Source organism: Pantoea rodasii (assembly GCF_002095465.1).
Taxonomy (GTDB): Bacteria; Pseudomonadota; Gammaproteobacteria; order Enterobacterales; family Enterobacteriaceae; genus Pantoea; species Pantoea rodasii.
Genome location: NZ_MLFP01000005.1, coordinates 132116 through 146517, shown reverse-complemented (window position 1 = coordinate 146517; position 14402 = coordinate 132116). Strand labels below are relative to the sequence as shown.

At 53.2% G+C, this 14402-nt stretch carries 11 protein-coding genes and 1 pseudogene; 2 read left to right on the top strand and 10 right to left on the bottom strand.

Annotated elements, in window-relative coordinates; translation table 11 throughout:
- The first annotated feature begins 51 nt into the window (after nt 1–51).
- Complete coding sequence (fabA, locus tag HA45_RS08900) at nt 52–570, top strand: bifunctional 3-hydroxydecanoyl-ACP dehydratase/trans-2-decenoyl-ACP isomerase (RefSeq protein WP_100702622.1); 519 nt, start codon at nt 52–54, stop codon at nt 568–570.
- Between the two features lie 65 nt (nt 571–635).
- Here the strand turns inward: fabA and rmf are convergent, their stop codons facing one another.
- The 6 genes and pseudogenes from rmf to rlmKL form a co-directional block, all read right to left on the bottom strand.
- A complete protein-coding gene (gene rmf, locus HA45_RS08895; protein ID WP_007887362.1) occupies nt 636–803 on the bottom strand; it encodes a ribosome modulation factor in 168 nt (55 codons plus the stop codon).
- A gap of 269 nt (nt 804–1072) precedes the next feature.
- Nucleotides 1073–1639: a membrane integrity-associated transporter subunit PqiC gene (pqiC, locus tag HA45_RS08890; RefSeq protein ID WP_100702621.1), complete on the bottom strand. Its 567-nt coding sequence runs from the start codon at nt 1637–1639 to the stop codon at nt 1073–1075.
- Nucleotides 1636–3279 carry an intermembrane transport protein PqiB gene (gene pqiB, locus HA45_RS08885; RefSeq protein ID WP_100702620.1) on the bottom strand — a complete coding sequence of 548 codons (1644 nt, stop codon included), beginning with the start codon at nt 3277–3279 and terminating at the stop codon, nt 1636–1638. The genes pqiC and pqiB overlap by 4 nt, the downstream gene beginning before the upstream one ends.
- Nucleotides 3251–4534: a membrane integrity-associated transporter subunit PqiA gene (pqiA, locus tag HA45_RS08880; RefSeq protein ID WP_100702619.1), complete on the bottom strand. Its 1284-nt coding sequence runs from the start codon at nt 4532–4534 to the stop codon at nt 3251–3253. Before pqiA ends, pqiB begins: the two co-directional genes overlap by 29 nt.
- 16 nt (nt 4535–4550) lie before the next feature.
- Nucleotides 4551–6464, bottom strand: a complete 1914-nt coding sequence (locus HA45_RS08875; RefSeq protein WP_100702618.1) for an ABC transporter ATP-binding protein — start codon at nt 6462–6464, stop codon at nt 4551–4553.
- Between the two features lie 5 nt (nt 6465–6469).
- Nucleotides 6470–8586, bottom strand: a pseudogene (rlmKL, locus tag HA45_RS08870) (bifunctional 23S rRNA (guanine(2069)-N(7))-methyltransferase RlmK/23S rRNA (guanine(2445)-N(2))-methyltransferase RlmL).
- 97 nt (nt 8587–8683) lie between these two features.
- Here rlmKL and HA45_RS08865 point away from each other — a divergent pair.
- Nucleotides 8684–9793, top strand: a complete 1110-nt coding sequence (locus HA45_RS08865; protein WP_100702616.1) for a YcbX family protein — start codon at nt 8684–8686, stop codon at nt 9791–9793.
- A 4-nt stretch (nt 9794–9797) separates the two neighbouring features.
- Here the strand turns inward: HA45_RS08865 and HA45_RS08860 are convergent, their stop codons facing one another.
- The 4 genes from HA45_RS08860 to HA45_RS08845 all read right to left on the bottom strand — a co-directional run bounded on the left by HA45_RS08860 (nt 9798) and on the right by HA45_RS08845 (nt 14132).
- Nucleotides 9798–10340, bottom strand: coding sequence for a cell division protein ZapC (locus HA45_RS08860; protein WP_100702615.1), 543 nt, complete (start codon nt 10338–10340; stop codon nt 9798–9800).
- Between the two features lie 139 nt (nt 10341–10479).
- The gene (gene pyrD / locus HA45_RS08855) at nt 10480–11490 is read right to left on the bottom strand and encodes a quinone-dependent dihydroorotate dehydrogenase (protein ID WP_100702614.1); all 1011 of its coding nucleotides are present in this window, start codon (nt 11488–11490) and stop codon (nt 10480–10482) included.
- A gap of 117 nt (nt 11491–11607) precedes the next feature.
- Nucleotides 11608–12609: a glycosyltransferase family 2 protein gene (locus HA45_RS08850; RefSeq protein ID WP_100702613.1), complete on the bottom strand. Its 1002-nt coding sequence runs from the start codon at nt 12607–12609 to the stop codon at nt 11608–11610.
- Entirely contained in the window at nt 12606–14132 is a 1527-nt protein-coding gene (locus tag HA45_RS08845; RefSeq protein ID WP_100702612.1) for a lipopolysaccharide biosynthesis protein, read from the bottom strand. The genes HA45_RS08850 and HA45_RS08845 overlap by 4 nt, the downstream gene beginning before the upstream one ends.
- Nucleotides 14133–14402: the final 270 nt, after the last annotated feature.

Here is a 14402-nt window from a genome sequence, read left to right as displayed (position 1 = left end):
ACAACTGTTCGCTAATATTCGGGCTTCACTAAAAGAAGGCATATTGAGAACATGGTAGATAAACGCGAATCCTATAGCAAAGAAGACCTGGTTGCCTCAGGTCGCGGCGAACTGTTTGGCGAAAATGGCCCGCCGCTTCCCTCTGACAATATGTTGATGATGGACCGTGTGGTCATGATGACCGAAGACGGTGGCAAATTTGACAAAGGATATGTGGAAGCCGAACTGGATATCCGCCCTGACCTGTGGTTCTTCGACTGCCACTTCAAAGGCGATCCGGTAATGCCTGGTTGCCTCGGCCTCGACGCCATGTGGCAGCTGGTAGGTTTTTACCTCGGTTGGTTAGGCGCTGAAGGTAAAGGTCGTGCACTGGGCGTGGGTGAAGTGAAATTTACCGGCCAGGTACTGCCAACCGCGAAGAAAGTGACCTATAAAATTCACTTCAAACGCGTCATCAACCGCAAACTGGTGATGGGCGTGGCTGACGGTGAAGTTTTTGTCGATGGCAATCTGATTTATAGCGCGACAGATTTGAAAGTCGGTCTGTTCAAAGACACCTCCGCTTTCTAATCCCCAAACGAAAACCTCCGCGCGCAGCGGAGGTTTCTTCCATCGTTTATAGACATCCGACAGTGCTAGGCCACCGCCGACCTGTCCTCCATGGCTTGACGCCAACCTCCCAACCAGTAAGACCGCGCATCGATCATTTGATAAGGGCATATCTCTTTTGAGCGGCCCGTAATACCGGCTTGATAGCCTCGTGAATGTGCTCGTTCCAGGCGGTCTCTCTTCTGTCTCTTCATGCCTCGATTCCCTCATTTCAGGTCTGGTGGATTCTGGGTGGAAAGAAAGAGTGGCGATATAATGTTCAACCACAGTAATGTTCTAACCCCAAGCAGAAGAAAGGTCAATGCGCAAAATTCACGCCAATGTCATCAATTTGACGTTAAAACGACATCGATAATTGTCAATTCCGTGTATATCTGGCTGATTAAACGATAAAAAAAGCCCCTGATTTGATGTCCGTCACACAACGGCAAATCAGGGACTTAGCATAAGCATCGAACAAATCTTAATTTAGCGAAATGACACTTTTTGCGATTTGTTGTGCCGTTTGCTGCCAACCGATAGCCAGAGTGCGCACCAGCGCATCGTAGCCATCTTCGGTTTGTGGCAGGGTCAGATTAAAGCCATGTTTGATTAGGCGCCCTTGATGTTGCAGCAGCCATTCACCGCTCACGACCACCTGACCATCATAACGTCCCTGAAAACCCGTCACATTCACCGTCAAGGTATCATGGCTCTCGCCCAGCGGAGCACCCGCCACAATCCGTCCCGGCAGCGCTTTACTGAGGTTGCTGATCAGCGTTTGTTGCAATTGCTGATCCAACGGGCTGGCCCACAGATTATTGGCTGCAATCACATATTTCACATCGCTGGTTTGATACACCAAACCATTGCCCGCCATGTAATCGGGCACCGAAACCTGTTCAACCCAAATCATCGGCTGATTGCCACTCGATTCACTGTCGACGCGAGCAACATTGGTGCCCGCTGGCAGCTGGTAATAGGTATTCTCAATTGTGCTGCTGCAACCCGTCAGCAGGAGCAGCGCACCGATAATCAGCCCTTTTTTCACTGTTTCGCCCTCTTTGGCTGGGGATCCTGGCCCGGTTTAGCTTCAAACACCAAGGCGTTACTCTTGGTATTCAGCGTTTTCAGCACTGGCTGCAATTCGCGCAGTACCTGATCGAGTCGCTGCATATCGCCCACCAGTTTGTTGTAAGCAGGTGAACCCGGCTGCAGTCCTTTCATACTGCGATTCAATTCGCGGAGCGTCTGCTGCATGTCAGATGGCAGGGTTTTCATCGCTGGGCTGGCCGTGATGTGATTGAGGTTATCCAACGTTTTCTGCAACTGCTGCATGGTGCGTTGGCTCTCTTTCAAGGTCCCTGTTGCCTCGGTAATCATTGGATTCAGTGGCAAGCCGTTGATCTTATCCAGTGCCGCGGTCAGTTTCTGTTGAATCTGACTCAGACCACCACTCACGGTTGGAATCACTTCCAGCCCCGCGACTTCGTTTGGCCCTTTGAACACAGGCGCGTTGTCGTAGAAATCGAGATCGATATACAGCGCCCCAGACAGCAGATTGCCTGTCTTCAACGTGGCACGCAGACCGCGTTTCTTACCTTCCTGCAGATGCTGCTCAAGGTTGAAGTCGCCACCCAGTCGTTTCACGAAGCGATCCGGTTCGATACGAATCAGCACCGGAACCCGATAATCGTTATTTAATGCCTGATTGACACCCGGAATGGTGTAAGGCACTTGCGAGACGGTACCCAAACGAATGCCGCGGAACTCAACCGGTGCGCCGACCTGCAAGCCGCGAATCGAATCGGTAAAGAACAGCAGGAAATCGGTATGCTCGGTGTACAACGAATCCTGAATACTGCGCTGATCGTCAAACAGATGGTATTCCGCTTTGTTCTCGGCGATCTGCCCCAGATCTGCGCCATCTGGCACATCAAAACTCACGCCACCGCTAAACAGCGTGGTCAGCGAGCCCATTTCCACCCGCATGCCAGATGCAGACATATCTACGGCGATACCGCTGTCTTTCCAGAAACGCACATTGGTGGTAATCAGACGGTCGTAAGGTGCGGCGATAAAAAGCTGATAGGTCATCATGCGCTTATCGGTATCAAAGGTGCTGGATTCAACGGTACCCACTCGATAGCCGCGGAACAGCACCGGATCGCCTGCATTTAGCTGTCCGGCCTTTTTGCTGTCGAGCGTAATACGAATGCCTTTGGCATCAGGTGGGGCCAATGGCGGCGCGTCCAGCAGCTGATAATGCTCCGGCTGATCGCCCTTGGCACCCGGCTGCAGTTCGATGTAAGCGCCTGACAGCAAGGTGCCGAGACCTGTAATGCCTTCACGACCAATCTGCGGTTTGACCACCCAGAACACGCTATCGCCGTGCAGCAATTTTTCCATGCCAGAATTCAGACGTGCTTTGATCTCAACATGATGCAGATCGTCAGTCAGCACCGCGCTTTCGACTACGCCAACATTGACGCTACGGCTTTTGATGGTGGTTTTTCCGGCCTCGATGCCTTCAGCACTTTCAGTGATCAACGTCACTTCCGGTCCTTGATGGCTGAAATGATAAAACAGGATCCAGCCACCGATGAGTAGCGTGACAATAGGTACGATCCAGACCGGTGACCAGCGTTTTATCTGGTCGACCTCAGCAGTCCCGTGATGGTTGTCCGTCAAGACGCGGCTCCTTACGTTCAGTTTCCCGTAGTCGATCCCAAATCAGGCGCGGGTCAAAGGTCAACGCTGCAAACATGGTAAGAATCACCACCATGGCAAACAGCAGCGCACCTGGCGCGGGATAAACACTCATTAGCTGTCCCATCCGCACCAGGGCGGAGAGAACGGCAATCACAAATACATCAATCATTGACCAGCGGCCGACGAACTCAACCACCTCATACACCACGTGCATTTTTTCATCATCACGCCGGCCACGACCGCTGGCGTGCCAGCAAAGCCAGGCAATCGCCAACATCTTAAGCGTAGGCACCATAATACTGGCGATAAATATCACCAGCGCCACCGGCCAGGAGCCATCGCTCCACAGCAGAATCACCCCGGCCATAATGTTCGAGGGATACTGCGAGCCCAGTGTCTCAGTGACCATAATCGGCATAATGTTGGAGGGAATGTAGAGCATCACCGAAGTGATCAACAGCGCCAGCGTCCATTGCAGGCTGTGTTTGCGTCGCGGTGCAGCCACGACGCCACAGCGCGGACACTCGACCTGCGCAGCAGGCAATATCGCAGTACAGCATGGACAGCTGCGTAACCCTTGCTTCAGGCCACTGATACCGGCCTTGGGCACCATCGGCAGTGCGGGTAACGGCTTGATGCATTGCCACACCCAGCGCCGATCCACGCATTGAAAGGCACGTAACTGCAGCACACAAAACATGCACCACGGCCAGAAACTGCTGCCAAGGCCAATCTCGCCATAGGCCATCAGTTTCACGAAACTCACCAGCACGCCCGCCATAAAGATTTCAGCCATACCCCAACTGCGCAGCTGGAATAAAATGCGCGCCAGCCCAAGACGCAGGCTGTGCGGCATGCGCACACGATTCACCAACAGAAGGATGGTGACCATGCAGAAAGCGGGGATCCCCTGCACGAACAGCAGAAATAGCGTCGCCAGGCTGCGATAATCTTCGCGGTCCATGACCGCGGGAATTTCAAGCAGCGAGATTTGACTGCTTAGCCCGGCCACATGCATGTTGATGAAGGGAAAAAGATTGGCCAGCACCAGCATAAACAGTGCCGCGAAAGCGTACCCGGAGGGACGTTTTCGCGGCTCATGCCAGTTGGCGGTCAGCGTGGTATGGCAACGTGGACAGCGCGCGCGACTGCCCACCGGCACGGCAGGCAGTTTCACGGTTAAATCACACTGTGGACAGAGAATCCACTGATGCGCCTGATCCGTTGCACACATACTGACTTCCTCTGTGTTACGCGCCGTTTTTCAGCGCTTCTAACTCTTCCCAGCGCTCAAACGCCACTTCCAGCTCTTTTTCGGTTTGCGCGAGCGCATCCAAAACGGGCTGAGATTTGTCGTGTGGCTGGCTGAAAAAGTCCGGATGGCTCATTTTTGCCTGCAGTTCGCCAATACGTGTTTCCAGTTGCTCCAGTTTTTGCGGCAGCTGTTCCAGTTCACGTGTCAGGTTATAGCTTAGTTTGTTCGCGCTACGTTTTGGCTCATTACTTTTATCAGCCGCTTTTGGCGCAGCAGATGAGGTTTTCACCGTGGCGGATTTGGATTGCTTATACGCGCTACGCTGCAACTGCGCATCGTGATAGCCGCCCACAAATGCGCCCACTTCACCGTTGCCTTCAAAGATCCAGCATTCGGTCACGGTGTTATCCACGAATTGACGATCGTGGCTCACCAGCATGACGGTGCCTTGATAGCCATCGACCAGCTCTTCCAACAGCTCCAGCGTTTCCACGTCGAGGTCGTTGGTCGGTTCATCAAGAATCAACAAGTTGCTAGGTTTCAGGAACAAACGTGCCAGCAGCAGGCGGTTACGCTCACCACCGGATAATGCACGCACCGGCGTCATCGCACGCTTCGGATGGAACAGGAAGTCCTGCAGATAGCCCAGCACATGGCGCGGCTTACCGTTCACCATCACTTCCTGCTTACCTTCCGCGAGGTTATCCATCACGGTGCGATCCGGATCCAACTCAGCACGGTGCTGGTCGAAGTAAGCAATCTCTAACTTGGTACCGCAGTGCACGCGGCCGCTGTCCGCTTTTAACTCATCCAGCATCAGGCGCAGTAAGGTGGTTTTACCACAGCCGTTCGGGCCAATCAGGGCGATCTTATCGCCGCGCTGCACCTGGGTGGAGAAATCACGCACCAGCGTTTTGCCATCAACACTGTAGTTGACGTTTTCCATCTCAAACACAATCTTGCCCGAGCGTGCCGCTTCGCCAACCTGCATATTGGCTTTGCCCATCACTTCACGGCGCTCAGAACGCTCGTTACGTAAGGCTTTCAGCGCACGCACACGACCTTCATTACGCGTACGTCGCGCTTTGATGCCCTGGCGGATCCACACTTCTTCCTGCGCTAATTTGCGGTCAAACTCAGCGTTCTGCATCTCTTCAACGCGCAACGCTTCTTCTTTGCCGGTGAGATAGAGATCGTAATTGCCCGGCCAGGAAACCAGTTTACCGCGGTCGAGATCGACAATACGCGTCGCCATATTGCGAATGAACGAGCGGTCATGCGAGATAAACACGATGCTGCCGGTAAAGGTTTTGAGGAAGGTTTCCAGCCAGTCGATGGTTTCGATATCGAGGTGGTTAGTCGGTTCATCGAGCATCAGTACGCGCGGGTTGCTCACCAGCGCACGGCCCAGCGCGGCTTTACGCAGCCAGCCGCCGGAGAGTGAGGAAAGCTCGGTATCGGGTTCCAGCCCAATCTGCAGCAAAACGTCATTGATACGGCTGTCCAGCTGCCACAAATTCTGATGATCCAGAATGGTTTGCAGACGGCCCATTTCGTTGAGGTTTTTCTCGCTTGGATCTTCCATCACCAGATGGGAAATCGCGTGATAGGCTTTGAGATGCTCAGCCTGCTCCGCAACGCCTTCAGCCACGAAATCGTAGACTGAACCGGTGATGTTGCGCGGTGGATCCTGTTGCAGACGTGCAACCACCAAATCCTGCTCGTAAATAATGCGGCCATCATCCAGCGGTTGTTCGCCGTTGATGATTTTCATTAATGTGGATTTACCGGCACCGTTGCGGCCCACCAGACAGACGCGTTCGCCTTCTTCGATGTGCAGTTCGGTGTTATCCAACAGCGGCGCATCGCTGAATGAGAGGTAAGCGCCATGGATACTGATCAGTGACATAAAACTTATTCCTTACCGGCGTGGCTAACCAGCCAGCAGTTGTGAATTTGACGGTTGCGTGCGAAATCTTGCGACAACGTTTTTTGGGTAATTTCCTGCGCCTGCAGACCCAGACCGGCTAAGCCGTCGAGGTCCATTTTGAAGCCGCGCTTGTTATTCGAGAACATAATGGTGCCACCGCGACGCAGCAGACGTTTCAGATTCTGCATCAGCATCATGTGATCGCGCTGCACGTCAAAATCGTCTTCCATCCGTTTAGAGTTAGAGAACGTCGGCGGATCGATAAAGATCAAATCAAACTGTTCGTCACTGTCACGCAGCCAGCTCAGGCAATCGGCGTGCATCAGTCGATGTTGACGTCCGGTCAGACCGTTCAGGCGCAGGTTGCGCTCGGCCCATTCCAGATAGGTGCGCGACATATCGACGGTGGTGGTGGTTTTCGCGCCGCCCAATCCGGCATGCACACTGGCGGTGCCGGTGTAGGCAAACAGGTTCAGGAAGTCTTTACCGGCGCTCATCTTGCCCAGCATCTGACGCGCCAGACGGTGATCGAGGAACAAACCGGTGTCGAGGTAATCGGTCAGATTGACCAGCAGACGCGCGTCAAACTCCTGAACTTCGAAGAAGTCGCCCTTCTCTCCCAGCTTCTGATACTGATTTTTGCCTTTCTGACGTTCGCGAGTTTTCATCACCAGGCGATTAGCCGGGATCTCCAGCACGCTTAAGGTGGCGCTGATCACATCGAACAGACGCTGGCGCGCTTTATTGGCATCCACGGTTTTCGGTGGAGCATATTCCTGAATCACCACCCACTCGCCGTAACGGTCTACCGCGACGTTGTATTCTGGCAAATCGGCATCATACAGGCGATAACATTCAATGTTGGACTGTTTCGCCCACTTCTCCAACTTCTTAAGGTTCTTACGCAGACGGTTGGCGAAATCCTCAGCAATCTGCGCGCTGCCTTCACCGCTGGTCGCGGCCAGCTGATAGTTTTCTGCACACATTCCAGCGGGCCATTTTTGGCTTTGAACTGGCGATCGGCGCGCAGTTGCAAACAGCTCAGCAGCTCCGGAGAAGCACTGAACAGCGACAGGTTCCAGCCACCAAACTGCTGCTTCATGATGCGTCCCAGCAGCGTGTGTAGCGCAATCAATGCCGGTTCGCTTTCCAGACGCTCACCATACGGCGGATTGCTCAGCACCGTGCCGGTTACTTCCTGCCCCGCCAGCGGATTCTTCAGCTTGATGACATCCTGCTGGGCAAAGGTGAACAGTTCGAACACGCCAGCACGACGCGCATTGGCACGCGCGGATTCCAGCACGCGGTTATCATTATCGTAGCCATAGAAACGCGCGGTCGCTGCTGCGGTGCCGATGCGTGCGCGTTCTTTCGCTTCACCATGCACTTCTTGCCATACCGCCTGGTTATGGTTTTTCCAGCGGTTAAAGCCCCAATGGGTACGCAACAGGCCAGGTGCACGATCGCAGGCGATCATTGCCGCTTCCAGCAACAGCGTACCGGAACCGCACATCGGATCCACCAGCGGCGTGTTGCTCTGCCAACCCGAGCGCATCACAATCGCTGCGGCCAGCGTTTCTTTTAGCGGTGCCGGACCGGTTTGCTGGCGATAACCACGCTGATGCAAGGCATCGCCACTCAAATCCAGCGCAATGCTCACGCGATCTTTATTCAGCCACGCATTAATACGGATGCCAGGTTGCTCACGATCAACGCTTGGACGCTCCAGATTTTGACGGGTGAAGCTATCCACGATGGCATCTTTAATACGCAACGCGCCGAACTGGCTGTTACGAATCACCTCGTTGGTGCCGCTAAAGTGAATGGCAAAGCTGGTGTTGGTGTCGAACATCTCGGTCCACGGAATGCTTTGTGCACCCACATACAGGTCGAGATCGCTCCAGATGCCGAATTCTCCCAGCGGCAGCAAAATACGCGAAGCCAGCCGGCTCCACAACAGGCTTTGGTACATCACACGGTCGTCGGCTCGGAAGTGGACGCCGCCCTGCACCACCTGCAAATCTTGCGCACCCAGCGCGTCCAGCTCAGTTTTCAACAGCTCTTCGAGCCCACGCGCCGTACTGGCAAACAGAGAATTCATATCGTCACTTTTTACTCTTGCTAAAATTGTTGCGCATTATAGCGAATCAGCGTCCTATGTCATAAAGTTAGCTTCTTTTTGTCCGCCTGGAGTTGTGATGATCACCCTATCCCGTCTTTATATCCATCCGGTCAAGTCTATGCGCGGTTTGCAATTGTCACATGCGCAGGTGCTGGAGAGCGGTCTGGCGTTTGATCGCATCTTTATGGTGACCGAATTAGACGGCACCTTTATTACGGCACGGCAGTATCCAGAAATGGTGCGTTTTACCCCGGCGCTGCTGCCGGATGGCCTGTTTTTAAATGCGCCGGATGGCAGCCAGGCGCTTATCCGCTTCAGCGACTTCAGCGCACAACCGGCGCCCACAGAAGTCTGGGGCAATTGTTTCACCGCGCAGATTGCCCCAGCAGCCATCAATGATTGGCTGAGTGAATTCTTCCCTCGCCCGGTGCAATTACGCTGGACGGGTGTAACGCCGACACGTCGTGTAAAACGTTTTGATGACGTGCCGCTGAGTTTTGCCGATGGATTTCCTTTCCTGCTGGTGAATATGTCATCGCTGCAGGATCTTCAGCAGCGTTGTCCGGCCAGCGTACGCGTTGAGCAGTTCCGCCCCAATCTGGTGGTGAGTGGTGCAGCGGCCTGGGAGGAAGATAGCTGGAAGCGTATCAAGATTGGTGAAATCGCCTTTGACATGCCCAAGCCCTGCAGCCGCTGTGTATTTACCACGGTCGGCACTGAAAGCGGCCGCAAGCATCCTGAAGGCGAGCCGCTAGCTACGCTGCAGCGTTTTCGTAGCGGGCAGGACGGCAGCGGAGATATCGATTTCGGTCTGAATTTAATCGCCCGTAACAGCGGCGTGATCCGCGTCGGCGACCGGGTGACGATTGTGGAACGGCAGACGCCGCGCGTTTACGGGCCGGGTGCGGTGGTCGAGACTCTCAAACCCGCAGCCAGCTCGCAGGCCGAAGTCACGATTGGCTATCAGGGCAGTGAATTTACCGGCGATAATCAACAAGTGCTGCTCGAGCAACTGGAAATGCAGGGCTATCGCATTCCCTACTCGTGTCGCGCCGGAATTTGTGGCAGCTGTAAGATGACGCTGGTATCGGGCGAGGTGAAAGCGCTGAAAAAGAGCGCAGTGCGTGAGGACGGCACAATTCTCAGTTGTAGCTGTATTCCAGCCGGAGATATTGTTCTGGCTTAACGGCTTAAACCGCCCGCGCAAAGTGGGCGTTCTGTTCCTGCTGATGCGGTCGCAAACGATCGTTCATGATCTTAATCGCATCGCCTAACTGCATGCCTTTACCGGCGACCGATAACGCATTTTGCGCCAGCAAACACAGTGCTGCATTTTCACCGCTCTCGACCACCAGCAATTGCGCCTGTTCGCCGCTATCCGCCAGCGTCACGGCCACCATATCGCCTGATGTGGGTTGCCAGCTATGAGCATGAGTCGTGAAATGCCAGCTTTTCGGCATCAGCGGTTTTAAAAAACGACTCGCCACTAATGCGTTTAATACTAATTCGGCGCGCTGATCGCCTTTTAATCCACTCTGGCGGCAACGCTCTTCAAAAGTAAAATAGAGCGCGGCATCGTCAACGCAAAATCCGCTGACATTAAAGGCATCCGGTGTCAGCATTTTACGCGAGAAGCGCGAGCGAAATAGCATGCCATCAGCCAAATCCAGCATCATACGATCGTGCTCTGCGTCGAAATACCAACGCCAGTTATCATCAGGTTTGATTTTCATGATGTGCCCTGCTGCGCTAAACGGCGCTTAATTTAAAATAATTACGCTAAGGAAAAGCTGAAAAATGCACCAGCAGGACAAAATATAAACGAGCCGAAGGGATAAATAAACCCCCCGGCGCGGGAAAGTGGGAAATGTCTTAGAGATGGGTCACGATATCTTTAATTAAACCCGGGCCTTTATAAATAAAGCCGGAGTATATCTGCACCAATGTGGCCCCTGCGGCAATTTTTTCACGCGCTGAAACCAGTGAATCAATGCCACCGACGCCAATAATCGGTAAGCGGCCCTGTAGCTCTTGCGACAGGCGGCGAATCACTTCCGTGCTCAGCGACTGAACCGGGCGGCCACTTAATCCACCCATCTCGTCAGCATATTTAAGACCAGAAACCAGCGAACGATCGAGGGTGGTGTTGGTGGCAATAACGCCATCAATTTCATGGCGGACTAAACTGTCGGCAACCTGGATCAATTCTTCTTCAGAAAGATCCGGCGCGATCTTCACCGCCACCGGCACATATTTAAGGTGCCGTTCTTGCAGCTCTTTTTGTTTTAATTTGATCGCCGAAAGCAGATCGTCCAATGCCTCACCATATTGCAAGGTGCGTAATCCCGGGGTGTTAGGCGATGAAATATTGATGGCAATATAACCGGCATGGGCATACACCTTTTCCATGCAGATCAGATAATCGTCTTTACCCTGCTCCACTGGCGTATCTTTATTTTTACCAATATTGATACCGAGGATGCCTTTAAAACGCGCCTTTTTAACGTTCTCGACTAAGTGATCAACGCCGTGATTATTAAAGCCCATGCGATTAATAATCCCTTCCGCTTCCACCAAACGGAACATACGCGGCTTATCGTTGCCGGGCTGGGGACGCGGCGTCACGGTTCCTACTTCAACAAAACCAAAGCCCATCGCACTGAAGGCATCAATGCACTCTGCGTTTTTATCAAGACCTGCTGCAAGACCCAGCGCGTTAGGGAACGTCAATCCCATGCAGGTCACCGGACGTGACGGCAGCGACTGGCGAATCAGTCCTTCCAGCGGTGTCCCGCTGATAAAACGTAATTGTTGAAAGGTGAGTTCGTGCGCACGCTCTGGATCGAGCTTAAACAGCGCCGGCCGGACGATAGGATATAACATGCACTCTCCTGAATGGCGGAAGCGAAGACGTCGGGTGCACGAAAATTTGTGCGCCAGAATGGTAAAGGCCTCTGGCGCAAAAGTAAATTTAATCAGGTGGTGCTGAGTTGATCGAAATCAGCGCTTACCGGTATAACGTGCCAGCAGGCTGCGACTCGCCTTCAGACCGTTATAAAGGGTGGGATAGTACCACTGCAATTTCATGCGTTTACTTTCACCGGTTACCTTGCGGATCAGCTGATCAATGGTGACATGCCATTCGCCAGGGACTTCAATGTTGTTTTTCTGCATCTCAATCAGGCAGCCGTACATCACCGGCTCGTAATAGCGATCCAGCAACCACTCATCGACGGGCATTCCCCATGCTTGCATAAAGCTTTCACTGTTACCGCGCGCAATGAAGTAATTTTCAACCCAGGCAAAGGTCGCTTTACGCTGAGACAGCGATGTCACCATAAAGCGTTTGTAGTAGTAACTTTCCGCGGAGAACACCACTTCCTGCGCTTGCATGTACAGCGCGAACATATAGGGCGCATCTTCGTGGTTTTGAATCGGCAAAAACTGCACGCCAACGCGTTCAATCAAATGACGCGACACAATGCTGCTCCACAACACACGATGCGCAGACTGATGAGTGATCATGTTGCGCAGCGTGGTGCTGCCACCGGGAAACGCGCCGTTGATGCGCCGCTGATGGAACTGCTGGTATTGGCGCTGTGCCAAAGGACGGTCCGTAAACATTTTAGCGCCGAAGCAGAACAGTTCCATCTCCGGATGCTGGTCGCGGGCACGCCGGAAATCGGCGAACAGCGTTTTACCGACAAAATCATCGGCATCCATAAAATAGATAAAGTCGCCGGTGGCGATCGCCAGCCCTCGCGTACGTGCGGCACTAACGCCGCCACGCTGCGCCTGCAACAGTTCAATTTGTGGATAGCGAGCGGCCATCGCTTGCAGCAGGTCGATACTGTTGTCGGTTGAGCCGTCATCAATCACGATGATCTGCTCAGGCGGTGACGATTGCCCCGCCAAAGACTCAATCGCTTCCGCCAGCCAGGGCGCGCAGTTCCAGTTTGGTACGATTACCGTGATGGTGGGTTTCGAACTCTGGCCGCTCATTCTCTCTCCTCGACGTTAAATCCTTTACCGAAAGGCAGACGCAGGCGTTTGATCACCAGGCTGTGCAACAGACAGCACACCGCTAAATTCACCATACCAATCAATCCAAGCCACAACAGATTCAGCCAGTGGTTTTGGTCCCAGCTGATAGGCAATAATGAGCACAGCCAGGCAATCGCACCGGCAACCACCCACACCAACATCACATCTCGCGTCAGCCAGGTGAAGTGGATCCCTGGTGCGAATCGGCGATGCACCAGCCACGCCCAGCCCAGCAAATAAAATACGTTTTGCCCCAGCCACAACCAACCGGTACCCAGCGCACCAAAATGGATGGCCGCAAAAATATTCAGCGGCACCAGGACGATGGCAAAGCAGGAGAAACCTTTGACGTGCAGTTTGAGGTTACCGTTGACGTATTGCAGGTGATAAAGCAAGCCGCAAATCGCCTGCACGCCGCTGCCCAGCGCATACAAACTGAGCACAAACGACATCTCATTCACCACTTGCTGATTCTGCGTCCATGCCCACAGCAGGGGGGCAGAGAAACAGGCAATGGTGATGCTGAGCGGTGCCATAAAAATGGCGACTGCTTGCGTGGTATAGCGGTAAAGGATCAGCGATTGTGCATCCCCTTCTTTCTTGGTTTTCATCCCGGTCATGCGGGGCACGATGGCCTGCATAATCGGGCTACTCAGCAAAATAATGCCGGTAGCGGCAGTGGCGACCACGGTGAAGGATCCGTATTCGCTCAACGGCAAGGTTTTCGACAGTACTAACCGGTCAATTTGCGAAATAAAGGTCCACACTGCGCTGGCGTAGGCGGCACTGAGCGCGAAGCGGATAAACGGCTTTAATATCGTTTTCAGATTCTCATGCTTCTGCTTGCGCGCAGCGGCAGGCACGATCTGGAAACATTTGTAGATTAGACATACGGCTTCAACAATCGAGACCAGCAGTTGCCAAATAAAGAAGCTCAGCACCGGATTAGAAAACAGCTGGATCACCAGCACCGCGCCAAAGGTGCGCAGCGTGACGATCACCAGATTGACGCCGTTTAGCCACACCTGATGTTCAAAGCCAACAATCACGCTGCGATAGGGGCTGGTGCGCCAACGAATGGCGGCCGTGATCACCATGATGGCGACGGCAATCACCACATCCGATGACGGCAGATGCTTCGCATCCAGCCAATGATGGGCAATCCACGGCGTTGCCAACCAACCGATCAGCACCAGAATCACCGTTGACATCAGGAAGAATTTTGACAACGCGGCGAACAGCGAGGGAAACCAAATAAATTCTGCCTGATTGGCGCGGTAACGCGCCGCCTCACGCATCAAGGTGGTTGAGACACCGGCATCCAGCAGCTGTAACCAGGTTAATAGAATCGAAAAAAATCCCACTAACCCGTAAGCTTCCATCCCTAAATGATGAATATAAAGTGGTACCACCAGAATGCCCGACAGCGTCAGGTAAATCTGACCAACATAGTTAGCAATGGCGTTTCGTTTAATTGACATAAGTATCGAGGCGTCTGGGAAAATTCGCTAAAAACAGAGCCTGACACAGAACAACAAAACTGCCTACCAGACTTAATCTTAATTTTATGCGCGGCGCTAAAATGAGATAACTTCCACGCCATACCGAACATTTAAAATGCAGTCACACGCGTAATGAAATTGCTTTTTTACTTTCCACTTGTGCGTACAATTAATGACAGCGAGATGAATTTGACATCAACCGTAACATTTTATTGATCTTGCACCTGACAATGACACATCCGCCAGTAG